A 22466-nucleotide genomic window follows, 5' to 3' on the forward strand; every position below is an offset into this window, starting at 1 on the left:
GAGGGCATCCGATGAAAGGCATTTTCACATTCCATGGAGTTCGGCGGTGCACCCTGGCACTGGCCGTTGCCATGGTATCGGGCGCTTTTGCGCAAAGCCCGGTGCCGCAGGCGCCCGTCGCCCGCACCAACGCCTTCAATGACCCCTTCGTACAGGTGACCTCGGCCATCGCGGCCTGCCCCGTGCCCGAGGGCCCTCTGTACACCGAGGCCGAGGTGCGTGAGCTGGCCCATGTGCGCTCGCAGCATGGCGGCAGCTGCCACCGCGTGGGGCGCTGCCGGTTGTCCAACTCCTACCTGTACGACGCCGAGATCATCCCGCGCGTGCAGCGCTACGTCCGCGAGGAGGGGCGCTTTCAGGACACCAGCGTGTGGGTGCTGGGCGAGCGGCGCTTGGTCACGTTGATGGGCTGCGTGCAGTCCGCCGAGCAGGCGCGGGCGCTGGAAAAGGCCGTGGAGCTGGTGGACGACGTGATGGGCGTGATCAACCTGCTGCAGGTAGGCACCGAACGGGGCGCAGCGCGCTACCCTCTTGCCAAGTAGACAAATACCCCAGTTGCAGTGTTTGCGCAATCGGCCCTGACGCGCAATTGCGCTGCCGAACCACACCGCCCTAACGGGGGCTTGGGCGTGCGCCCGTCCTGCTGCATATTGCCGGTTCTTACAAACCTTCCTGTTTTGCAAAGGAAACCCCCATGCACTTCAAGCACTCCCTGCTCGCGGCCGCCACCCTGGCCCTGGCAGCCATCGCCCCCCACGCATCGGCAAAACCGTTCAAGTGGGCCGGGTCCACCGACATCCAGACCATGGACATCCACTCCCAGAACAGCGCCCTGGGCAATGGCATCCATGCCGCGGTGTACGAGTCGCTGGTGATGTTCAACAGCCGCACGCTCAAGGTCGAGCCGCTCCTGGCCACGTCCTGGCAGCAGGTCAGCCCCACGCAGCTGCGCGTGAAGCTGCGCCAGGGCGTGAAGTTCAGCGACGGCTCGGCCATGACGGCGGACGACGTGGTGTTTTCGCTGCAGCGCGCCATGAGCAAGAGTTCCACCTACGCCATCTACACCCAGGGCATGGACCGCATCGCCAAGGTGGATGGCGAGACTATCGACATCTTTCTGAAGAACCCCAACCCGGTGCTGCTCAACCAGCTGACCGAGCTGCGCGTGATGAGCAAGGCCTGGTCCGAGAAGAACAACGCTGTCGAGCCCAAGGACATCAAGTCCAAGGACGAGACCTTCTCGCACCGCAATGCCATGGGCACGGGGCCCTTCGTGCTCAAGGAGTGGGTGCCCGACCAGAAGCTGGTGTTTGCCGCCAACCCGCAGTGGTGGAATGCCGGCAAGAGCGAGGGCAATGTCACCGAGATCGTCTACACGCCCATCAAGTCCGAGGCCACGCGCATCGCGGCCCTGCTTTCGGGCGAGGTGGACATGGCGCGCGATACCGGCCTGCAGGACTTGGAGCGGCTCAGGGCCAACCCCAGCATCAAGGTCATGGAGATGGTCGAGAACCGCACCGTCTACCTGGCCCTGGACCAGTTCCGCGACGAGCTGCAGGGCAGCAGCGTGAAGGGCAAGAACCCGCTCAAGGACCTGCGCGTGCGCAAGGCGCTGTACCAGGCCATCGACGTCGCCGCGCTGCAGCGCGTGACCATGCGCGGCATGTCCAAGCCCACGGGCGCCATGGTCTCGCCCCTGGTCAACGGCTGGACGGAGGCCGTGGACAAGCGCCTGCCCTACGACCCCAATGCCGCCAAGGCGCTGCTGGCCGACGCCGGCTACAAGGACGGCTTCGAGGTCGATTTCGCCTGCAGCAACAACTCCATCATCCAGGACGAGAACCTGTGCCAGGCCATCACCTCGATGTGGGCGCGCGTGGGCGTCAAGGCCAAGCTGCGCACCATGCCCTCCATCACCTACTACCCCATGGCGCAGCGGCACGAAGCCAGCATCACCCTGCTCAGCTGGGGCGTGCCGACCTTCGACGCGCTGTACACCCTGCAGTCGCTCACGCGTACCAAGACCACGGGCGGCGACGGCAACTACAACCTGGGCCGCTACAGCAACGAGCGCATGGACTACGTCGTGGACCGCGTGAAGACCGAGATCGACCAGCCCGTGCGCAACCGCCTGCTGACCGAAGGCCTGCAGCTGCAGAACGACACGGTGGCCAACATCCCCCTGCACAACCAGATGCTGGCCTGGGCGATGAAGAAGAACGTCGAGCTGGTGCAGCGGCCTGACAACCGCATCGACTGGCGCCTGATCAAGGTGAACTGATGCCGGTGCCGGTGTTCCCTCAAACCGCGTCCAATGGGAACACCGGCCGGCGCACGTTCCTGAACGGGAACAGCGCGTAGTTGGAACTGGTCACTCCCGTGGGGCTGTCGCATTCGACCAGCGCGTGCGACAGCGGCACGAACACCGGGCGGCAGTACATGCGCGACTTGAGCAGCACGAAGCGGTGCGCCGTGGGGTCCACCCCCACGCACGAGAACACGCCCAGGTCCCAGGGCTCGTGGGTCTTCTCGGTCACCACGATCCGTGCGCTGCCGGTGTCGAACAGCACGGTGCGCCCCATGGCGCAGCGCTGCCCGGTGTAGATGGGGCCGGTCACGGTGTACTCGCCATCGCTGATGGCGCGCACCGTGCCGCTGAGCGCCACGGGCTCCTTGGCCACGTTGAGCTGGGTGAGCGGCACCTTGTTGCCCAGGCGCACGGTGACCTGTGCACCGACGCCCGCAGCCACCAGCTCGGCCACCGCCTCGGGGTCGCACAGCGGGCCCACGGCGATGTCCGACAGGCCCTCGGCGAGGGCGGCCTGCAAGACATCCATGGAGTCGCAGGTGCCGCCGGACATGCAGTTGTCGCTGTGGTCCAGCAGCAGCACCGGGCGCTCGGCGCCCTGCGCCAGGCTCTGGGCGCGCTGCAGTGAGTCGGCCAGTGGCTCGCTGTCGTAGACGAACTCGGCGCGCTCCTGCCAGATGGTGGCGGCAATGCGGTCGGCTACGGCCTGGGCTGCTTCGGTGTCGTCGGCGCGGTCGGTGACGACCACGCTCATGAACGGCGCCTCGATGTCGGCCAGCGAGAACCCAGCGAACACCGAGACGGCGTGTACGCCCTCGGCCTCCGCTGCGCGCGCGGCGTCCACCGCGCGCAGCATGGCGCCCTGCAACGTGGTGCTGCGCAGGGTGTGGCCCATCATGGGCAGTTGGTGCCAGCGCACGCTGTAGCGTGCCTGGCCCTGCAGCATGGCCAGCAGCAGGCGCCCGGCATGCTCGCCGGTCTCGTACATGTCGATGTGCGGGTAGGTCTTGAAGCCCACCATGACGTCGGCGTTGGCGACCATCTTCGGCGTGATGTTGCCGTGCAGGTCCAGCGCCACGCCGATGGGCACGCCGGGCGCCGCTGCGCGCACGCGTTCGAGCAGGTCGCCCTCGCCATCGGGGCTGTTCTCGGCCACCATGGCGCCATGCAGGTCGAGCAGGATGGCATCGCAGCCCGGCGCCGCCTCGACGATGCGTCGGGTCAGCTCGTCGTAGGCGGCGGCATGCACCGGGCCGCTGGGGTTGGACATGGCCGACACCGGCGTGACCAGTGTGGCGCCCAGGCCCCGGGCCAGGTCGATGAAGGCCGCCATGGCTGTGCGCATGCCCAGGTTGTCGCGCAAGGCGTCTTCGCCGTAGGTGGGCGCAAACGCCTCCAGCGGCGTGGGCACGGGCGAGAAGGTGTTGGTCTCGTGGTTCAGGCGGGCGATGAGGATCTTCATGCGGCCACCACCTGGGCGCTGCGCAGCATGGCCTGCAGCAGTACGTTGCAGCCGGCCTCCAGGTGATCGGGCTCGGCGTCCTCGATCTCGTTGTGGCTGATGCCATCGGCGCAGGGCACGAAGACCATGGCCGTGGGTGCCAGGCGCGCCAGGTACACGGCATCGTGCCCGGCACCGCTGACCACGTCCATCGCGGTATAGCCCAGTGCCTGGGCATCGGCGCGCACGCCTTCGACCAGCGCGGGCGCAAACGGCTGTGGCGGGAAGTACACCACCTGCTCCACCGCGATGGGCGTGCGGTGGGCCGTGCCGATGCGCTCGCAGGCGGCGCGCAACGCGGCGTCCATCTGCAGCAGCACGGCATCGTCGGCGGCACGCAGGTCCACCGTCATGCGCACGCTGCCGGGGATCACATTGCGCGAGCTCGGGAACACCTCCAGCACGCCCACCGTGCCGCGGGCATGCGGCGCATGGTCCAGGGCGATGCGGTTCACTTCGGCCACCAGTGTGCTGGCGGCCAGCAGCGCATCGCGGCGCAGCGCCATGGGCGTGGGGCCGGCATGCGCCTCCATGCCCTGCACCGTCACGTCGTACCAGCGCTGGCCCAGGGCACCCTGCACCACGCCGATCACGCAGCCATTGGCCTCCAGCACCGGGCCCTGCTCGATGTGCGCTTCGAAATACGCGCCCACGGGCGGCGTGGGGCCGCTTTCGCCGGCATAGCCGATGGCGGCCAGTGCCTCGGCCACGCTGGTGCCCTGCGCATCGCGCTGGGCCAGCGCATGGTCGAGCGTGAAGGCCCCGGCGAACACGCCCGAGCCCATCATCACCGGCACGAAGCGCGAGCCTTCCTCATTGGTCCAAACGGCCACCTCGATGGGGGCTTCGGTCACGATACCGTGGTCGTTCAGGGTGCGCACCACCTCGATGCCGGCCAGCACGCCATAGTTGCCGTCGAACTTGCCGCCCGTGGGCTGGGTGTCGATGTGGCTGCCGGTCATCACCGGGGGCAGGGCATCGTTGCGCCCCGCGCGGCGCGCGAAGATATTGCCGATGGCATCCACGCGCACGCTGCAGCCGGCCTCGCGCGCCCAGCGCACGAACAGGTCGCGGCCTTCGCCGTCCAGCGCGGTCAGGGCCAGGCGGCACACGCCGCCCTTGGGCGTGGCGCCGATCTGCGCCAGGTCCATCAGCGATTGCCACAGGCGCGCGCCGTTCACGCGCGGCAGCAGGGCAGAGGGGTTGGTCTTCATGTTCACGGTAAGAGATTCCTGAAAAATGGGGCGGGGCGCTACGCGAGGCCCACGCCCAGGTAGCGGTCCTTGATGGCGTCGTCGGCCAGGAAGGCGGCGTTGTCTGCCTCATGCACGATGGCGCCCTGCTCGATCACGTAGTGCCGGTCGGCCAGCTGGGTGCAGACCTCCAGGTTCTGCTCCACCAGCAAAATGGCCACGCCGGCGGCCTTGATGGTCTTGAGCTGCGCCACGATCTCTTCCACGATCACAGGGGCCAGGCCTTCCACGGGCTCGTCCAGCATCAACAGGCGCGGCGCATTCATCAGCGCGCGGCCGATGGCCAGCATCTGCTGCTCGCCACCCGAGAGTTGGCCGCCGCCGTTGCTGCGCCGCTCCTTGAGGCGCGGAAAGATGCGGTAGACGTCCGGCAACTGCCAGGGCGAGCGCTTGCGCTGGCCCAGCAGCAGGTTCTCTTCCACCGTCAGCAGCTTGAAGATGCCGCGGTGCTCGGGCACCAGGCACACGCCGCGCTGGGCGATGGCGTGCGTGGCCAGGCCCTGCACCTCCTCGCCCGCAAAGCGCACGCGGCCCTGGGTGGGTGGCACCACCCCGCAGATGCTCTTGAGCGTGGTGGTCTTGCCCGCGCCGTTGCGACCGAGCAGAGTGACCAGCTCGCCGTCGCCCACGCGCAGGTCCACGCCCTGCAGCACATGGCTCTTGCCGTAGTGGGCATGCAGCCCTTCAATGCTGAGGATCGTCATGCCGCCTTGCCCCCCGTGATCATGTTGCCCAAGTAGGCGCTGCGCACCCGGTCGTCGCTGCGGATCGCGTGCGGATGCCCTTCGGCCAGCACGCGGCCCTGCTGCATCACCGTCACGGTGTCGGAGATGTCCATCACGATGTTCATGTTGTGCTCGATGAGTACCACGGTGTGCTCGTCCTTGAGGCCCTGGATCAGCCGCTTCATGTCATCCAGGTCGTCGATGCCCATGCCCGAGGTCGGCTCGTCCAGGAAGATCGCCTTGGGCCGCGCCGCCAGCGCCATGCCCACCTCCAACCGGCGCTGCTGGCCGTGCGAGAGGTTGCCCACCGGCGTGTCGGCATGGCGCTCCAGGCCCAGGCGGGCCAATACGCTGGCCACCACCTCGGCCTGCGAGCGCGCACCCTGCGGCGCATGCCAGCAGTTGAGCGCATGGCGCGGTGCGGTGCCCTGGGCGGCCAGGCGCAGGTTCTCGCGCACGGGCAGGGTCAGGAACAGACTCGTCACCTGGAACGAGCGCGCCATGCCGCGCTGCACGCGCTTGTGGTCGGGCTCGTGCGTCACGTCGTGCCCGTCGAACACGATGCGCCCGCCACTCACGGCCTTGGTGCCCGTGAGCATGTGGAACAGCGTGGTCTTGCCGGCGCCGTTGGGGCCGATGACCGAATGGACCGTGTTCGCGCGCACCTTGAGGTCCACGCCCGCGAGGGCGGCGAACTTGTCGTAGCGCTTTTCCACGCCCACGGCTTCGAGCAGGATGGGGGAGGTGGCTGCCGTGCTCATGCGTGGCCTCCTTGCGTCGTGGCGTCTGTCTTGCCGCCACGACCCTTGCCACGCAGCAGGTTCCAGGCCGACTCGCCCAGGCCCCACAGGCCGCGCTGCATACCCAGGCTCACCACCATCAGCACCACCCCCAGGATCAGCAGCCAGCGCGGCCACAGGGTGGACAGCCAGTCGCCCAGCAGCAGGTAGAAGGCCGAGCCGAGCAGCGAGGCCAGCAGGTTGCCCGTGCCGCCGATCACGGTCATCACCAGGATCATCTCGCTGGTGTGGTATTCGGCATTCGCCAGCGGGGCGATGCCGGTCATCATGGCGTGCAGCGCGCCGGCCAGGCCCGTCACCGCGCCCGAGATCACGAAGGCCTGCAGCTTGAGCAGGCGCAGGTTGTAGCCAATGGCGCCTGCGCGCTCCTCGTTGTCGCGCACCGCCAGCAGCGTGCGCCCGAAGACCGAGGCCGACACCTTCTGCAGCAGCCAGAAGGCCACCAGGAACACGGTGGCCACGAAGCCGTAGTACTGCCAGGGCGAGGCCAGCGGCCACAGGGTGAAGCCACCCACGGCCAGCGAGGGGCGCGGGATGTCCATCAGCCCGTTGTCGCCGCCCGTGATGCCGGGCATGGAGTAGGCGAGAAAGTAGAACATCTGCGCGAAGGCCAGGGTCAGCATCACGAAGTAGGTGCCGCGCTGGCGGATGGCCACCCAGCCGACGATGGCCGCGCCCAGTGCGCCAATCACCACGGCGAGCGCCAGGGCCAGCGGCATGGGCAGGGGCCAGCGCGTGAGCGTGAGGGCAATGGTGTAGCTGCCCAGCCCGAAGAAGATGCCCTGCCCGAAGGACAGCAGCCCGGTATGGCCCAGCAGCAGGTTGCAGCCCATGGCGGCCAGGCCATAGATCAGCACCTCGCTGGCCAGCGAGCCCGATTGCATGGTCAGCGGCATCACCAGCACCACGGCCAGCGCCAGCAGCAGGTGGAAATTCTTGCGCAGAAGTGTCGTCATGGTGGTGTTCATCCTTTGCGGCCCAGTAGGCCATGCGGGCGCAGCAGCAGCACCGCGGCCATGGCGATGTAGATCATCAGCCGCGCCCCCTCGGGCCACACGGTGCTCATCACGCTCTGCACGATGCCGATCAGCAGGCCGCCGATCAGCGCCCCGGCAAAGCTGCCCATGCCCCCGACCACCACCACGATGAAGGCCACGCCCAGCGCCTCGATGCCCATGAAGGGCTCGGCCCCGCGCATCGGGGCGGCGAGCACGCCGGCTATCGCCGCGGTGGCCGCGCCCAGCGCGAACACCAAGCTGAAGATGCGGAACACGTTGATGCCGAGCAGCGAGACCATCTCGGTCGATTCGCTGCCCGCGCGCACCGCGCTGCCCAGGCGCGTGCCTTCGAGCACGTACCACAGGCCCACGGCCAGCACGGCGGTGAAGCCGATCACGAACAGCCGGTACTTGGGGTAGACGATGCCGCCCCACATGACCACGCCCTGCAGCAGGTCGGGCACCGGCACGCTGTCACCGAGCGGCCCCCATTGCAGGATCACCAGCTCCTGGATGGCCAGGGCCAGGCCCACGGTGACGAGGATGTGGAACTCATGCGGCTTGGCGTACACATGGCGCAGCACTAGCTTCTCGGTGAGCCACCCCAGCGCACCCACGAGCACGGGCACCACGGCCAGGGCCAGCCAGAAGCTCAGGCCCCAGCGCGTCATCTGAAAGCAGAAGTAGGCGCCCAGCAGGTAGAAGGCCCCGTGCGCGAAGTTCACGAAGCGCAGCAGGCCGAACACGATGGACAGGCCGACGGCCAGCAGGAAGTACAGCATGCCGATGCCGATCCCGTTGATGGCCTGTAGCAGGTAGATGTTCATGGGCGAGGTGAGAGGGGGGATGGACTTGCGGCGCGCAGGCACGGCCCGCAAAGAGGTGGCTTCAATGGCGAGGGCGGCCAGGAACTTTGGCGTTCTCGCGGATTTGCGCTCGGCCAGATAACTAGGCGGTGAGCCGCGGACAGTGCGCTAGCACGGCAAGGCTCTCCAACGACGTTGGCTGGTCGAACGCAAATCCGTATCAGGCGAGCTTGCAGCCGGTCTGGTCCAGGGGCAGGAAGGACTTGCCCGAACTGACCACATCCACGTAGTCGTCCTTGTTGGCCATCTTCGCCTTGGCCTTGCCCTTGAGCAGGTAGTAGTTCTTGAGCACCTGGTGGTCGCCCTTGCGGATCTCTTCATCACCCGTCAGGCCCTGGTACTTCATGCCTTCCATGGCGGCGATCACGGCCTTGGGCTCCACCGTGCCGGCCTTGATGATGCCGTCGATCATGAGCTTGGTGCAGATGTACGAGCCCGCCAGGCTGTAGTTGGGGTTGGACTTGAACTTGTCGTTGCTGCGCTTGACGAGGTCCAGGTTGAGCGGTGCATTGGCCGTGTGCCAGTATTGCGCGCCAAAGTACACGCCCTCGCACAGGTCGGCGCCCAGCGACTCGAACTGCTCCAGCCCCGAGGCCCAGGCCACCAGGATGGTCATGTTCTTGTGCATGCCAAAGCTCACGGCCTGGCGCAGCGCGTCGGATGACTGCGAGCCGAAGTTGAGCAGCACCAGCACATCGGGCTTGGCGGCCATGGCGTTGGTCAGGTAGCCGCTGAACTCCTTCTCGGTCAGCGAGTGGTAGCTGTTGCCCACATGCTCCAGGCCCTTTTCCTTGAAGATGTTCTTGGCCGCCGAGAGCAGGCCGTCGCCGAACACGTACTGCGGGGTGATGGTGTACCAGCGCTTGGCCTTGGGCAGGGCCTCGGCCAGGGGGCGCACCGTCTGCTCGATGGCGCCGAAGGTAGGCACCGACCAGCGGAAGGTGGCGGCATTGCAGTCCTTGCCCGTGATCTCGTCGGCACCGGCGGTGGTGATGAAGATGCCGCCGGCCTTCTCGGCCTCCTTGCCCATGGCCAGCGATTCGGACGACAGGATGCCGCCCGCGAAGAAGCGCGTGCCCTGCTGCTGCGAGGACTCCTGCACCTTGCGCACAGCCGTGGCGGGCTTGCCTTCGGTGTCCAGCACCGTGTAGGCCAGGGGGCGCTTGAGGACGGTGCCGTACTGCTCGATGGCCAGCTTCATGCCCAGGTCCGCGAACTTGCCGTTGGCCGCGAACGCACCCGACATGGGCACCGGGCAGCCGAACTGGATGGCACCGCTGGCCTGCGCCCAGGCGCTCTGGGCCAGGCCCAGCGATGCGGGCAGGGCGCCCAGGGCAGAGAGTTGCAAGAGGTGGCGACGGTGCATGGGGGCTCCTGTGGAGGGGTTGAGGCCGGCTGGCCGATAGCGGGGCACGACTTGTGCAAAGCACACTGCGTGCCACCGCTGCAGAGCGTCGATTGCGCTCATTTCTGCTATTTATAGTGATAAATAGAATAAACACCGTGCGTGGAAACCCTGCATCCCTTCCGCCGCCCCCATGCGGTGCATACACTGCACCACGGGCGGTACTTCGCCGCGCGGATGCACCGCAGTGGCAGCCGACCGACCAACGACAATCCCATCCATGCCAACCAAACCGTCCGCACAGAAGCCGCTCAAAGCCCTCAAGCGCCCCGACCTGGTGGCGCAGGAGATCAAGCGCCTGATCACCGAGAAGAACCTGAGCCCGGGTGACCGCCTGCCGCGCGAGAGCGAGCTGCAGGCGCAGTTCGAGGTCAGCAAGGGCACCATCCGCGAGGCATTGAAGTCGCTGGAGGTGCAGGGGCTGGTGACCATCTCCACCGGCCCCTCGGGCGGCGGCACCATCGCCGAGGTGCCGCTGGACCGCACCCTGCAGTTCATGCAGAACTACCTGTTCTTCCAGGAAGTGACCATCGACAACATCTACGCCGTGCGCCAGTTCCTGGAGCCAGAGCTGGCCGCCGGCGCCGTGCCGCACCTGACCGAGGCCGACTTCGAGGCGCTGGAGCACTCCATCGCCTGCTGCGACCCGGCATCGAGCAGCGAGGACATGCTCAGCCAGCGGCGCGAGGACGTGAACTTCCATGACATCCTGGCGGCGGCCAACCCCAACCCCTTCCTGCGCTTCAACTGTGAGCTGATCAACGAAATGCTGCGCCAGCTCATCGTCTACGGCAACCGCACGCCCAAGGCCGAGCACCGGCGCTTTGGCGAGGTCAATGCCAACTTCCACCGCGAGATCGTGCAGGCCGCGCGGGCGCGCGACGTGGAGACCGTGCGCACGCTGATGGCGCGCCACATGCAGGACGCGGCCAGCAGCGTCAAGCGCATGAAGGGGCGCATCCAGGGCCGGCTGATCCTGGACGCCGACACCCTGCGCAGCCCGCGCTCGGCCCATGTGCGGCCCAAGGCGGCGGTCAAAGCCGTCAAGCCGAAGCCGGCGGAGTAGGGGTTTAGCGCGCTGGCTGGAACATGATGATCGCCATGCCGCACAGCGCCACCACGACCCCGGCCAGGTCCCAGGCCGTGGGGCGGATCTGGTCCACCGCCCAGAGCCAGGCCAGCGCCACGCCGATGTAGACGCCGCCATAGGCGGCGTACACCCGGCCGGCGGCCGCGGTGTCGTGCAGGGCCAGCAGCCAGGCGAACAGCGCCAGGCTGGCGGCCGCGGGCAGCAGCAGCCACACGGGCTTGCCCTGCTTGAGCCACAGGTAGGGCAGGTAGCAACCCACGATCTCGGCCAGCGCGGTGGCGATGAACAGCAGCAGGGTCTTCATGCGGAGGGCAGGGGCGGCAGGGCGATTTGGGTCATGATGCTTCGATGGTGGGCGAAGCATCCGGGGTGGTCAAGCGCCTATCGTGAAGCCTGTTCCACCACACGGCATTGACCACCATGATCACCTGCTTCATCCGCTACGAAATCGACCCTTTCCAGCGCGACAGCTTTGCCGAGTACGCGCGGCGCTGGGGCCAGATCATCCCGCGCTGCGGTGGCCACCTGCTGGGCTACTTCCTGCCGCACGAGGGCAGCAACTGCGAGGCCTGGGGCCTGATCGCCTTCGACTCGCTGGCCGCTTACGAGGCCTACCGCGCGCGCCTGCGCAGCGATGCCGAGGGCCGGGCCAATTTTGCCTTCGCGCAGGAAAAGCGCTTCATCCTGCGCGAGGAGCGCACGTTCACCCAGGGGGTGGAAGGCACGCTGGGCCTGCCAGCCCATGCGCAGGGGCCCACGCCATGATGGCCGTGATCTTCGAGGTGACGCCCGCGCCCGGCCAGCGCGGCGCCTACCTGGACGCAGCCGCGGCCTTGAAGCCCTTGCTGGCGCAGATCGACGGCTTCCTCTCCATCGAGCGCTTCGAGAGCCTGGCCGAGCCGGGCAAGCTGCTGTCGCTGTCCTTCTGGCGCGATGAAGAGGCCGTGGCCCGATGGCGCCAGCAGGAGGCGCACCGCAGCACCCAGGCGGCCGGGCGTGACCAGGTGTTTGCCGACTACCGCCTGCGCGTGGCGGCGGTGGTGCGCGACTACGGCATGAACGACCGGGCGCAGGCGCCCGGCGATTCGCGCGCGGTGCACGGCTGAAAACGGGCAGGCCTCAAGCCGGCATGCGGCCGGTGCGCAGGGCATGGGCCCATTCCGGCCGGCCCCGCCGCTCGGCCAGCAGGGCCATCGGTTCGTGGTCGTAAGGCACGGCGATGTGCTCCACCTGCCAGCCCTCAGCGGTTGATTCGGCGATGGCGTAGCGCGCCTCGGGCGAGCCGTTCTCGACCTTGTGCGCGACCGGGTGGTCGTCGCCATAGGCCTGCAGGCCCACGCTGCCGGGGTTGACCAGCAGAACACCCGCACCCAGGCGCACCTGGCGTGGCACGTGCGTGTGGCCGCTGGCGATCAGCGGTGCGTACTGGCCTGCCAGGCGCTCGTCAATCTCGGTCGGGGTGGCGGCGCGCACCGTGGAGCCGTCCAGCGTTTCGAGCAGGTATTCGTGGTCGCTGCGCGGCGAGCCATGGCACAGCAGCACGCCCTCGTCCAGGCGCAAGGTGTGGGTGAGGCTGCGCATCCAGGCGAATTCCGCCTCGGTCAACTGGGCATGCGCATACTGGTCCGAGGGTCCGCCATGGCCGGGGCGCAGCTGCAGCACCTGGCGCTCGTGGTTGCCCGCCAGCGAAAGCCAGCCCGAGGCCATGAGCCACTGCGCTGTCTCGCGCGGCAGCAGCGGGCCCGAGAGGTTGTCCCCCAGGTTCACCACCCGGTCGGCACTGCGGCGGGCGATGTCGGCCGCCACGGCTTCGAGCGCCGCGAGGTTGCCGTGGATGTCGGAGACGAAGGCGATGCGCATGGGAGGGAAGGTCGGGCCGGGCGGTTGGGCTGTCAGCACGGGGACACGCTGCCACCCGCGCTGCTGAGCAGGTGGGCGGTCACCTGTGCCCGGTTGAACAGCAGGTCGCACAGCCATGCATAGACCAGGGCAATATAGCCCAGCAGCGCCCAGCCCACATAGTCGCCGAAGACGATGGTGTGCAGCCAGTTCTGCCCGAACAGGTAGACCGCGCTGGCGGCAGCGGTGGCCAGCAGCAGGGTGGCCGCAGCGGGCAATAGCTGCAGACGGGCGGCGGGGCGCCTGAGCGCAGCCACGCCCAGCAGGGCAAAGGCCAGCGCATTCGCACCGCTGAAGATGCGCAGCTCGCGCAGCAGTTTGCCGGCCGTCTCCATGTACTGCGTGCGGATCAGGTTCGATAGCTGCGCCTGCATCTGCTGCAGGGTGCCGAGCTTGAGCTCCACGCGCTCGGTGGTGCGCCGGCGGCATTCGCATTCGGGGATGCCCATTTCAGCCGCAATGGACGCGATGCGCGCGGGCAGTCCGTCGGTGAGCGCCCTGCGCACGGCGGCGATTTCGCGTCCGTGCTCCTGCAGCAGGGCACGGGCCTTGCCGTCGAGGAAGCGCGCGTCCAGCGCAGCGATCTTCTCGCCGGTTGTCTTTTCGATCTGCGCGCGGATCATCGTGCGGGCCGTCTGCTCCACCCAGGCGGGCCGGGCCAGGGACACCGCGAACAGGGCGCCAAAGAAAAGGCTGCCCACAAGGGCGATGGCAAGGACCAGGGGGCGAAGGGTGGCGTGCATGGCAGGCAGAGCAATAGGCCGGGAACCGGCCACGATACGCCAGCCTGTGCGCGGCGCGGCACACCGCCCTGCGGGAATGCGTGACTTATGCCCGCAAACCAGGCCGCGTTCGGGACAACGACCTCACGGCCGCCATCACAGCGCGAAGATCTTGCCCGGGTTCAGGATGTTCTTCGGGTCCAGCGCGCGCTTGATGGCGCGCATCATGTCCACCGCGCCGGCTCCGGTCTCGTCGAGCAGAAAGCCCATCTTGTGCAGGCCTATGCCGTGCTCGCCGGTGCAGGTGCCGCCCAGGGCCAGGGCACGTGCCACGAGCTTGTGGTTCAGGTCCTCGGCGGTCACGCGCTCTTCGGGGATGTTCGGGTCCAGCAGGTAGCCGAAGTGGAAATTGCCGTCGCCCACGTGGCCCACGAGGAAGTAGGGGATGCCGCTGGCCTCGGCCTCGGCCACCGAGTCGAGCAGGCAGTCCGCCAGGCGGCTGATGGGCACGCAGGTATCTGTGCTGATGGCGCGGCAGCCCGGGCGGCTCTGCACGGCAGCGAAGTAGGCGTTGTGCCGCGCGGTCCACAGGCGCGTGCGTTCCTCGGGCGTGCTGGCCCACTCGAAGGCATTGCCACCGAACTCGCTGGCGATCTCCTGCACGGTCTCGGCCTGCTCCTTCACGCTCGACGGCGAGCCGTGGAACTCCATGAGCAGCATGGGCTCTTCGCGCAGGCCGAGCTTGCTGTGCGCGTTGACCATGCGCACGGTGTGGTGGTCGATCAGCTCCACGCGCGCGATCGGCACGCCGAGCTGGATGGTCTGGATGGTGGTGCGCACGGCTGCCTCGATGCTCGGGAAGGAGCAGATCGCGGCCGACACGGCTTCGGGCAGCGGGTACAGGCGCACGGTGATCTGGGTCATGATGCCCAAGGTGCCCTCGCTGCCCACCATCAGGCGCGTGAGGTCGTAGCCCGCGCTGCTCTTCTTGGCGCGCGTGCCGGTGTGGATGACCTCGCCGCTGGCGGTCACCACCTCCAGCGCCAGCACGTTCTCGCGCATGGTGCCGTAGCGCACGGCGTTGGTGCCGCTGGCGCGCGTGGCGCTCATGCCGCCGATGCTGGCGTCCGCACCGGGGTCGATGGGGAAGAACAGGCCTGTGTCCTTGATCGCATCGTTGAGCGCCTTGCGCGTGATGCCGGGCTGCACCGTTACCGTGAGGTCCTCGGCATCGATGCTGAGCACTTGGTTCATGCGGCTCACGTCGATGCTGATGCCGCCCTGCACGGCCAGCAGGTGGCCTTCGAGCGAGGAGCCGGCGCCGTAGGGGATCACCGGCACCTCGTACTGGCTGGCCAGTTTCACGGCATCGGCCACGTCCTGCGTGCTTTCGGCAAACACCACGGCCGAGGGCGGTGGCGCCTGCAGCGAGCCTTCGTCGCGCCCATGCTGCTCGCGCACGGCCTGGGCCAGGGAGCAGCGGGCGCCGAAACGGGCCTGCAGCGCGTCGATCAGCGCCTGGGGCACCTCGCGCAGGTGGATCTCGGGCAGCAGGTGCGAGGCGGCAGTGGGGGCGTTCATGGGTTTGTCTCCGTGCGTGGGCGGTGGTGCTTTGGTCATTTTAGGGCGGCGTGGTCCGGGGCGTGTGCCTGTGCGCCGCACATCCCTGAATGCGGCGCGGATGCACCCGGGTATGCACCGATGCCGCCTCGCACCTGGGCATTTACATTACGTTCGAAATGTATATTGTGATCAAGCAATGAGCAAGTCCTCGCCCATCCAGCCGCAAGCCGCCACCCCCCGGCGCACGCATGCCGAGCGCAGTGCCGCCACGCGCCAGCACCTGATCGCCACCGCCATCGATGTGATCCAGAGCAAGAGCTTCGAGGAGATGTCCATCCACGAGCTGGCCCGCTCGGCCGGCATGACTTCAGGGGCCGTGCAGCACCACTTCGAGTCCAAGGCCGTGCTGATGATGCGGGTGCTCAGCGAGCTGATCGACTCGGGCCGCCAGGACGGCCAGCTGTGGCCAGCCGCCGCACTCGCGCCGCCGCAACGCGCTGCGCAATTCGTGCATGCCGCATGGAACCTGGTCTATGCCCAGCCACGCTTCATCGTGGCCTGGAACATCTACCTGGGCTGCCGCAACCAGCCAGAAGTGCTGACCCACATCGCCGCGCTGCGCTCCACGCTCAATGCGCAGATGCGCGCAGGCTTCTTCGACACGTTCCCCGAACTCACTGGCCATGCAGACCGCGAGGCTTTCCTGGGCCTTGTGTTCTCCACGCTGCGCGGCCTGGGCCTGCTGCAGTTGTTCACCCCTGTGGTGGATGGCCCTGCACACAAGGCTGCCCACATCGCACAGCTCGAATGCCTGGCGGGCCTCATTGCCGCCCGCTGCCAGGAGGAAGGTGGCGGCGGCAAGGCCCGCAGCCGCCAGCGCACAGCGCGTACCAAGACACCAACGACAGGAGACAAACCATGACTGTGCAGTATCTGCATTCACCGGCTTCACCGCGCGTGCTGATGGCCGCTGCGTGCCTGGCAGTGGCCACGGCTGCCGGTGCGCAACCGGGTGCCTACCCCTCCAAGCCCATCCAGATCATTGCCCAACAGCCTCCCGGCAGTGGCTCGGACGCCATGACCCGCGTATGGGCTGACTGCGCCGCCCGCGAGCTGGGCCAGGCCGTGGTGGTGCAGAACAAGCCCGGGGCCAATGGCATCCTGGCGGTCAACTACCTCAAGGCCCAGCCAGCCGATGGCTACAGCCTGATGAGCATCGGCATGTCGCAGATGTCCATCACGCCGTATGTGTACAGGCAGCAGCCCTACGACCCTTTGCGCGACTTTGATGGCGTTTCCGTCCTGGGCACCTCACCGCTCGTGCTCGCCGTGCCGTCAGGGCAGGGTATCACCCGCCTGGCCGACCTGGAGAAGCTGGCGCGTGCCACTCCGGGCGGGCTCAACTTCGGCTCACCGGGCAAGGGCAGCCCTGCGCACCTGCTCACCACCGCCCTCATGGACCGCATGGGTGTGCCAGCCACCCATGTCCCCTTTGTCGGCGAGGGTGCGGGCCTCACGGCGCTGATGGGCCAGCAGATCCATGCGATGACCCTGGTGATCGGCACGGCCACCGCGCAGGTCAAGGCCGGCAAGCTGGTGCCGCTGGCCCTGTTTGCCGCCCAGCGCACACCGCAGCTACCTGACGTGCCCACCATCGCCGAAGCCCTGCCCGCAGCCGGCGACCTGGCGCGGCCCTCGTGGATTGCGGTGGTGGCCCGGGCAGGGACACCGCCGGACTTGCTCAACAAGCTCAATGCGGTGACGGACAAATGCCGCAGCGATGCCCAGTACAAGACCCGCCTTGAGACCATGAACGTGACACTCACGGGATCCACCCCCGGCGATGCGCTCGCCTGGGCTACCCGCGATGCTGCCGTGTGGCGCCCTCTGATCGACAAGCTGGGCCTGGCCACGGAATGACGCTGCACGCACCGATCCGGCCCGCGGCGCCCGAGGCCGTGCTTGCGCACGGTGGCCGCTTGCGCGGGGTCTGGGAGTCCGGTCTTCGCGTGTTCCGGGGGGTGCGCTATGCACTGGCGCCGTACGGAGCGCGCCGCTTTCTGCCGCCTGTGGCCGTGCCGGCCTGGAGCGGCGTGCGCGATGCCGTGGCCTTTGCGCCCATGGCGCCGCAGTTGGCCCGGGCCGCCTTGGCCGGTGCGCCAGTGCAGGGCGGGGAAGACTGCCTGGCACTGAATATCTGGGCGCCTGAGGCAGGGGCCGGCGAGCACCTGCCGGTGATGGTGTGGGTGCATGGCGGCGGGTTCTTTCGCGGCAGCGCCAGCGATCCCTTGTACGACGGTGCAGCATTTGCGCGCCAGGGCATCGTGTTCGTGTCGCTGCAATACCGCCTGGGGGTGGATGGTTTTCTGCATGTGCAGGACGTGACAGCCAACCGCGGCCTGCTCGACCAGGTGGCTGCCCTGAAATGGGTGCAGGACCACATCCACGCCGTTGGCGGTGACCCGGCGCGGGTGACGGTGTTCGGCCAGTCCGCAGGTGCCGGTGCCCTGGCCTGCCTGCTGGGCATGTCGGTGGCGCAGGGGCTGTTCCAGCGCGCCATCCTGCAAAGCCCGAGCATCGCCTGCCAGGACCTGGCAGACGCGGCTGCGGTACGCATGGCCATCGCAGCGCTGGTGGGGGTGGCACCCACGCGCGATGCGTTGGCGGCAGCGCCGCTGCCTGCGGTGCTGCACGCCGTGCACCGCCTGGCTGCGGAGCCGGCCCTGCGGCTGCAGCATGGCATTGACGGGCGCAACTTCTTTCCGCTGCGGCCTGTGGTGGATGGCACGGTGCTGCCTGCGCCGCCCTTGCAGGCCATGCAGCATGCCTGGGCATGTGCACTGCCCAGCCTGCAGGTAATGGTGGGCAGCAATGCCGATGAGATGCGCCTGTACCACGTGCCCGGTGGCGCGGTGGACCGCGTGACGGGCGCGCAGCTGCAGTCCTTTGCCGATGCCGTGGGCTTGCCGGCCAATGGGCTGCAGGCCTATGCGGCGGCTGCAGGGCAGGGCGCCACCACCCCGGGCGAGCTGCTGTGCGCTGTGCAGTCGGACTATTACTACCGCGTTCCCGCGCACCGCATCGCCTCCATGGCCGGCGCCCTGGGCGTGAAGGCGTATCTGTACCAATTCGGCTGGAGGTCGCCCCAGTGGCGTGGGCGGCTGGGCGCGGCCCATGCGGTGGAGCTGCCCTTTGTGTTTGGCAACCTGCACTCCGCGCAGGGGCTGGAATTCACGGGCGCTTGCGCACCGCAGGCACTGTCGGACGCCATGCACGGTGCCTGGGTGCGCTTTGCAACCAGTGGCGATCCGGGCTGGCCGGCCCATGCGCAAGCGGCGCCATGGGCCATGCACTTCAATGTGCCATCCCGGTGCGTGCCAGATCCAGCAGCCGCTCACTGGTGCGTCTGGGAGGGCATTCTCTAGCACTCCGACGGGGCAGGCCACGCCTCGGACAATCCGGTGGTGCGCCAAGCTGGTGCATTGTGCTTGTATACCAGTTGGCACGGAAGCTGCGTAAGGAGGTGCAATGACCTCTGCCACCGACATCAGCAACCGCATCATCGAAGCCGTGATGGCCCAGAAGCTGGCCCCGGGCTCGCGCCTGGGCGAGCAGCAGCTGGCCATGCTGTTCGACTGCAGCCGCACCATCGTGCGCGAGGCGCTCACGCGGCTGTCCACGCGCGGCATCGTCACCGTCAGCGCGCGCCGCGGCTGGTACGTGATCGAACCGTCCGAGGACGAGGCGCGCGAGGCCTTCGAGGCGCGCCGCGTGATCGAGCTCGGGTTGCTGCACCAGCTCAAGTCGGTGGACAAGGCGGCCGTGCGCCAGCTCAAGAACCACCTGCAGCGCGAGAAGGCGGCCCTGGCCGGCAGCGACGTGGGGGCACGCAGCTTTCTGCTGGGGGACTTTCACGTCTGCCTGGCCGAGTGCCTGGGCAACAGCCTGCTGGCCGACACGCTGCGCGACTTCACGGCGCGCACCACGCTGATCGCCATGCTCTACCAGTCCTCGCACGACGCGGCTCAATCGTGCGCCGACCACGTGCGCATCGTCGAGGCGCTGGAGGCCGGCGACATCGCCCGCGCCGAGGCCCTCATGTCAGAACACATCGGCACTGTGCAGGACGCCCTGCGCCTGCAGGCGGCCCACGACCCGCTGGCCGAGCTGCGCGATGCGCTGGCGCCCGTGCGCAAGAGTGCTGCCGCGCCCGAGGCTGCCGTGAATGTCAAAGGCCGCGCCCCGCGCAAGGCGGCCGCCAAGAAATCTGTTCCCCCACCGTCCGACGACGCATCCACCTACCTAGGAGCCCTGCTATGACCATCCGTGCCCGTGCCACCACCCGCCGTTCCACCCTGGGCCTGCTGGCCGCCGCCGGCCTGTCGGCCGCGCTGCTGGCGCCCGCCGCGCATGCGCAGAACGCGCTGGACAACATCCAGAAGGCCAAGGAAATCAAGATCGCCATCCCCACCGACTACCCGCCCTACGGCTTCGTTGGCACCGACCTCAAGCCCCAGGGCCTGGACGTGGAGATGGCCAACTACATTGCCGCCAAGATGGGCGTGAAGGTCGAGCTGATCCCGGTGACCAGTGCCAACCGCATCCCCTACCTGCAGACGCAGAAGGCCGACCTCGTCATCTCCACCCTGGGCAAGAACCCCGAGCGCGAGAAGGTGATCGACTTCACCGTCGCCTACGCGCCGTTCTTCCAGGCCGTGTTCGCGAGCAAGAGCCTGTCGATCAAGAGCTTTGCCGACCTGACCGGCAAGTCGGTGGCCGTGACGCGCGGCGCCATGGAAGACCAGGAGCTGGCCAAGGTCGCGCCCGCCGGCGTGGACGTCAAGCGCTTCGAGGACCATGCCGCCAGCATCTCGGCCTTCGTATCGGGCCAGACGCAGGCGATTGCCACCAGCGCATCGACGGCCGGCACCATCATGGTCAAGAACCCCAACCTGGCCACCGAGTACAAGCTGCTGCTCAAGGACAGCCCCAACTTCATCGGCGTGGCCAAGGGCGAAGACAAGCTGCGCCTGCGCGTGAACGAGATCATCGCCGAGGCCAGGAAGTCCGGCGACATCGACAAGCTGTCGAGCAAGTGGCTGGGCCGCCCCGCCGGCGACCTGCCGCAGTAAGCCCACACGCTGCCTGAGCCCGCGCGCACTTCACCCATCTTGCACAGGCCCGCCGCGTGACGAGCGCGGCGGGGCAACCGCACCATGCTCATCCAACTGGATTTCTCTGCCGTTTTCTCGCAGTGGCCTCTACTGCTGCGCGGCGTGGCCTGGACGATAGGGCTCACCGTGGTGGGCACGGTGCTGGGCTTGCTGCTGGGCACGGCCTGCGCCTGGGCGCGCTCGCGCAACCTGGGTCCGCGCCCGGCGGCGCTGCGCTGGGTGGTGGCCGCGTACGTGGAGCTGGTGCGCAACACGCCGTTCATCGTGCAGCTGTTCTTCCTGTTCTTCGGGCTGCCGGCGCTGGGGCTCAAGCTCTCTCCCGAGCTCGCGTCGGTGCTGGCCATGGTGATCAACCTCGGCGCCTACTCGTCCGAGATCATCCGCGCCGGCATCGAGGCCACGCCGCGCGGCCAGGTGGAGGCCGCCGCCAGCCTGGCGCTCACCCCCGGCCAGACCTTCCGCCGGGTGGTGCTGCCGCCCGCACTGCAGAAGGTGTGGCCCTCGATGGTGAGCCAGATCATCATCGTCATGCTGGGCTCGGCTGTGTGCGGGCAGATCTCCACGCCGGAGCTGAGCTACGCCGCCAATCTGATCTCCAGCAACACCTTCCGCGCGTTCGAGGCCTTCATCGTGGCCACCATCGTGTACCTGGCGCTGTCCATGCTCACCCGGCGCCTGCTGGTATGGGTGGGCGCGCGTTTCCTCGTGGGGAGGTAATCCGCCATGGTTGAGTTTTCGATCTGGGACATCCTGCGCAACCTGCTGGGCGCCGCGCGCTGGACGGTGAGCCTCTCGCTGATCGCCTTCATTGGTGGCGGCCTCGTCGGCATGGCGCTGCTGGTGCTGCGCCTGTCCAAGCTGCGCGGTGCGCAGCGGGCCATCAGCGCCTATGTTCAGGTCTTCCAGGGCACGCCGTTGCTGATGCAGCTGTTCCTGGCCTACTTCGGCATCGCGCTGTTCGGCATCAAGACCTCGCCGTGGACAGCGGCGGCCTTTGCACTCACGCTCTACACCAGCGCCTATCTCACCGAGATCTGGCGCGGCTGCGTGGAGTCCATCCCCAAGGGGCAGTGGGAGGCCGCGCAAAGCCTGGCGCTCAACTTCCGCGAGCAGCTGCGCCATGTGGTGCTGCCGCAGGCGCTGCGCATCGCGGTGCCGCCCACGGTGGGCTTTCTGGTGCAGGTGATCAAGGGCACGGCGCTGGCTTCCGTGATCGGCTTCGTGGAGCTGACCAAGGCCGGCAGCATGATCTCCAACGCCACCTACAAGCCCTTCCTGGTCTACGCCTGCGTGGCCCTCATGTACTTTGCGCTGTGCTTCCCGGTGAGCCTGGTGGCGCAGTCCCTCGAAAGGAAACTCCATGGCAACCGGCACTGACACCACCACGCCTGCCACCGCAGCCCCTGCCGATGTGCTGCCCGGTCGCCCCATCGTGGACATCACGGCGCTGCGCAAGTCCTACGGCACGAACGAGGTGCTCAAGGGCATCGATCTGAAGGTGCAGCGCGGCGAGGTGATCGCCATCATCGGCAAGAGCGGCTCGGGCAAGAGCACGCTGCTGCGCTGCATCAATGGCCTGGAGGTGTTCCAGGAAGGTGCGCTCAGCGTCAACGGCCAGAAGCTCATGCACGAAAGCCCCAGCGCCATGCGCTCGCTGCGCCAGCAGGTGGGCATGATCTTCCAGAACTTCAACCTGTTCCCGCACCTCTCCGTGGGCCGCAACATCATGCTGGCGCCCACGCTGGTCAAGGCGCGCGACGCCAAGGCCGCCGCCGAGCAGGCGCGCCAGCTGCTCACCCGCGTGGGCCTGGCCGAGAAGTTCGACGCCATGCCCGACCAGCTCTCGGGCGGCCAGCAGCAGCGCGTGGCCATCGCCCGTGCGCTGGCGATGGAGCCGCAGGTGCTGCTGTGCGACGAGATCACCTCGGCGCTGGACCCGGAGCTGGTGGGCGAGGTGCTGCGCGTGGTGGAGTCGCTTGCGCTCGAAGGCATGACGCTGATGATGGTCACGCACGAGATGGCGTTCGCGCGCAAGGTGGGCGACCGCGTGGTCTTCATGCACCAGGGCCGCGTGCACGAGACCGGCACACCGGCCGAACTCTTCGGCAGCCCGAAGACGCCCGAGCTGCAGCAGTTCCTCTCGTCGCTGCACGACTGATTGG

At 68.0% G+C, this 22466-nt stretch carries 24 protein-coding genes; 13 read left to right on the forward strand and 11 right to left on the reverse strand.

Annotation, left to right across the window (positions count from 1 at the left end; all coding sequences use genetic code 11):
- The first annotated feature begins 71 nt into the window (after nt 1-71).
- Nucleotides 72-542 carry a BON domain-containing protein gene (locus ACSQ3Y_RS02255; RefSeq protein WP_057200793.1) on the forward strand — a complete coding sequence of 157 codons (471 nt, stop codon included), beginning with the start codon at nt 72-74 and terminating at the stop codon, nt 540-542.
- 152 nt (nt 543-694) lie between these two features.
- On the forward strand, nt 695-2281 hold the full coding sequence (locus ACSQ3Y_RS02260; protein ID WP_436176302.1) for an ABC transporter substrate-binding protein: 1587 nt from the start codon (nt 695-697) through the stop codon (nt 2279-2281).
- Between the two features lie 19 nt (nt 2282-2300).
- Here the strand turns inward: ACSQ3Y_RS02260 and ACSQ3Y_RS02265 are convergent, their stop codons facing one another.
- The 7 genes from ACSQ3Y_RS02265 to ACSQ3Y_RS02295 form a co-directional block, all read right to left on the reverse strand.
- Complete coding sequence (locus tag ACSQ3Y_RS02265) at nt 2301-3770, reverse strand: M81 family metallopeptidase (protein ID WP_436176303.1); 1470 nt, start codon at nt 3768-3770, stop codon at nt 2301-2303.
- Nucleotides 3767-5023, reverse strand: coding sequence for a Zn-dependent hydrolase (locus tag ACSQ3Y_RS02270; protein ID WP_436180072.1), 1257 nt, complete (start codon nt 5021-5023; stop codon nt 3767-3769). The genes ACSQ3Y_RS02265 and ACSQ3Y_RS02270 overlap by 4 nt, the downstream gene beginning before the upstream one ends.
- Before the next feature lie 38 nt (nt 5024-5061).
- On the reverse strand, nt 5062-5766 hold the full coding sequence (locus ACSQ3Y_RS02275; protein WP_428002908.1) for an ABC transporter ATP-binding protein: 705 nt from the start codon (nt 5764-5766) through the stop codon (nt 5062-5064).
- Entirely contained in the window at nt 5763-6548 is a 786-nt protein-coding gene (locus ACSQ3Y_RS02280) for an ABC transporter ATP-binding protein (protein WP_428002907.1), read from the reverse strand. The genes ACSQ3Y_RS02275 and ACSQ3Y_RS02280 overlap by 4 nt, the downstream gene beginning before the upstream one ends.
- Nucleotides 6545-7543, reverse strand: coding sequence for a branched-chain amino acid ABC transporter permease (locus tag ACSQ3Y_RS02285; RefSeq protein WP_428002906.1), 999 nt, complete (start codon nt 7541-7543; stop codon nt 6545-6547). Before ACSQ3Y_RS02285 ends, ACSQ3Y_RS02280 begins: the two co-directional genes overlap by 4 nt.
- 8 nt (nt 7544-7551) lie before the next feature.
- Nucleotides 7552-8412: a branched-chain amino acid ABC transporter permease gene (locus ACSQ3Y_RS02290; RefSeq protein WP_057266805.1), complete on the reverse strand. Its 861-nt coding sequence runs from the start codon at nt 8410-8412 to the stop codon at nt 7552-7554.
- A gap of 199 nt (nt 8413-8611) precedes the next feature.
- A complete protein-coding gene (locus ACSQ3Y_RS02295) occupies nt 8612-9817 on the reverse strand; it encodes an ABC transporter substrate-binding protein (protein ID WP_057266804.1) in 1206 nt (401 codons plus the stop codon).
- Nucleotides 9818-10076: 259 nt separating this feature from the next.
- Here ACSQ3Y_RS02295 and ACSQ3Y_RS02300 point away from each other — a divergent pair, with 259 nt between their 5' ends.
- Nucleotides 10077-10922: a FadR/GntR family transcriptional regulator gene (locus ACSQ3Y_RS02300; protein ID WP_428002905.1), complete on the forward strand. Its 846-nt coding sequence runs from the start codon at nt 10077-10079 to the stop codon at nt 10920-10922.
- 4 nt (nt 10923-10926) lie between these two features.
- On the opposite strand, the gene ACSQ3Y_RS02305 is transcribed toward ACSQ3Y_RS02300, so the two are convergent.
- Nucleotides 10927-11250 (reverse strand): YnfA family protein, encoded by a 324-nt coding sequence (locus tag ACSQ3Y_RS02305; protein WP_428002904.1) that lies wholly within the window; start codon nt 11248-11250, stop codon nt 10927-10929.
- A gap of 116 nt (nt 11251-11366) precedes the next feature.
- On the opposite strand from ACSQ3Y_RS02305, the gene ACSQ3Y_RS02310 reads away from it, so the two are divergent.
- Together ACSQ3Y_RS02310 and ACSQ3Y_RS02315 are read left to right on the forward strand one after the other, a co-directional pair.
- Nucleotides 11367-11711: an NIPSNAP family protein gene (locus ACSQ3Y_RS02310; RefSeq protein WP_436176304.1), complete on the forward strand. Its 345-nt coding sequence runs from the start codon at nt 11367-11369 to the stop codon at nt 11709-11711.
- Entirely contained in the window at nt 11708-12052 is a 345-nt protein-coding gene (locus tag ACSQ3Y_RS02315) for an antibiotic biosynthesis monooxygenase family protein (protein ID WP_436176305.1), read from the forward strand. Before ACSQ3Y_RS02310 ends, ACSQ3Y_RS02315 begins: the two co-directional genes overlap by 4 nt.
- A 13-nt stretch (nt 12053-12065) precedes the next feature.
- On the opposite strand, the gene ACSQ3Y_RS02320 is transcribed toward ACSQ3Y_RS02315, so the two are convergent.
- The 3 genes from ACSQ3Y_RS02320 to ACSQ3Y_RS02330 form a co-directional block, all read right to left on the reverse strand.
- A complete protein-coding gene (locus ACSQ3Y_RS02320) occupies nt 12066-12806 on the reverse strand; it encodes a metallophosphoesterase family protein (protein ID WP_436176306.1) in 741 nt (246 codons plus the stop codon).
- Between the two features lie 32 nt (nt 12807-12838).
- Complete coding sequence (locus ACSQ3Y_RS02325) at nt 12839-13588, reverse strand: hypothetical protein (protein WP_436176307.1); 750 nt, start codon at nt 13586-13588, stop codon at nt 12839-12841.
- A 135-nt stretch (nt 13589-13723) separates the two neighbouring features.
- Nucleotides 13724-15148 (reverse strand): FAD-binding oxidoreductase, encoded by a 1425-nt coding sequence (locus tag ACSQ3Y_RS02330; RefSeq protein WP_436176308.1) that lies wholly within the window; start codon nt 15146-15148, stop codon nt 13724-13726.
- 178 nt (nt 15149-15326) lie between these two features.
- On the opposite strand from ACSQ3Y_RS02330, the gene ACSQ3Y_RS02335 reads away from it, so the two are divergent.
- The 8 genes from ACSQ3Y_RS02335 to ACSQ3Y_RS02370 all read left to right on the forward strand — a co-directional run bounded on the left by ACSQ3Y_RS02335 (nt 15327) and on the right by ACSQ3Y_RS02370 (nt 22462).
- On the forward strand, nt 15327-16052 hold the full coding sequence (locus tag ACSQ3Y_RS02335) for a TetR/AcrR family transcriptional regulator (protein ID WP_436176309.1): 726 nt from the start codon (nt 15327-15329) through the stop codon (nt 16050-16052).
- Entirely contained in the window at nt 16049-17050 is a 1002-nt protein-coding gene (locus tag ACSQ3Y_RS02340; RefSeq protein WP_436176310.1) for a Bug family tripartite tricarboxylate transporter substrate binding protein, read from the forward strand. The genes ACSQ3Y_RS02335 and ACSQ3Y_RS02340 overlap by 4 nt, the downstream gene beginning before the upstream one ends.
- Nucleotides 17047-18555, forward strand: coding sequence for a carboxylesterase/lipase family protein (locus ACSQ3Y_RS02345; RefSeq protein WP_436176311.1), 1509 nt, complete (start codon nt 17047-17049; stop codon nt 18553-18555). Before ACSQ3Y_RS02340 ends, ACSQ3Y_RS02345 begins: the two co-directional genes overlap by 4 nt.
- Nucleotides 18556-18658: 103 nt before the next feature.
- The gene (locus ACSQ3Y_RS02350; RefSeq protein ID WP_057266794.1) at nt 18659-19450 is read left to right on the forward strand and encodes a GntR family transcriptional regulator; all 792 of its coding nucleotides are present in this window, start codon (nt 18659-18661) and stop codon (nt 19448-19450) included.
- A complete protein-coding gene (locus tag ACSQ3Y_RS02355) occupies nt 19447-20262 on the forward strand; it encodes a transporter substrate-binding domain-containing protein (RefSeq protein WP_436176312.1) in 816 nt (271 codons plus the stop codon). The genes ACSQ3Y_RS02350 and ACSQ3Y_RS02355 overlap by 4 nt, the downstream gene beginning before the upstream one ends.
- Before the next feature lie 84 nt (nt 20263-20346).
- On the forward strand, nt 20347-21021 hold the full coding sequence (locus ACSQ3Y_RS02360; RefSeq protein WP_057266792.1) for an amino acid ABC transporter permease: 675 nt from the start codon (nt 20347-20349) through the stop codon (nt 21019-21021).
- 6 nt (nt 21022-21027) lie between these two features.
- The gene (locus ACSQ3Y_RS02365; protein ID WP_057200340.1) at nt 21028-21681 is read left to right on the forward strand and encodes an amino acid ABC transporter permease; all 654 of its coding nucleotides are present in this window, start codon (nt 21028-21030) and stop codon (nt 21679-21681) included.
- A complete protein-coding gene (locus ACSQ3Y_RS02370) occupies nt 21665-22462 on the forward strand; it encodes an amino acid ABC transporter ATP-binding protein (RefSeq protein ID WP_436176313.1) in 798 nt (265 codons plus the stop codon). Before ACSQ3Y_RS02365 ends, ACSQ3Y_RS02370 begins: the two co-directional genes overlap by 17 nt.
- Nucleotides 22463-22466 lie beyond the last annotated feature (4 nt).

It is taken from the genome of Acidovorax sp. LjRoot66, from assembly GCF_964253305.1.
Classification (GTDB): Bacteria; Pseudomonadota; Gammaproteobacteria; order Burkholderiales; family Burkholderiaceae_C; genus Acidovorax.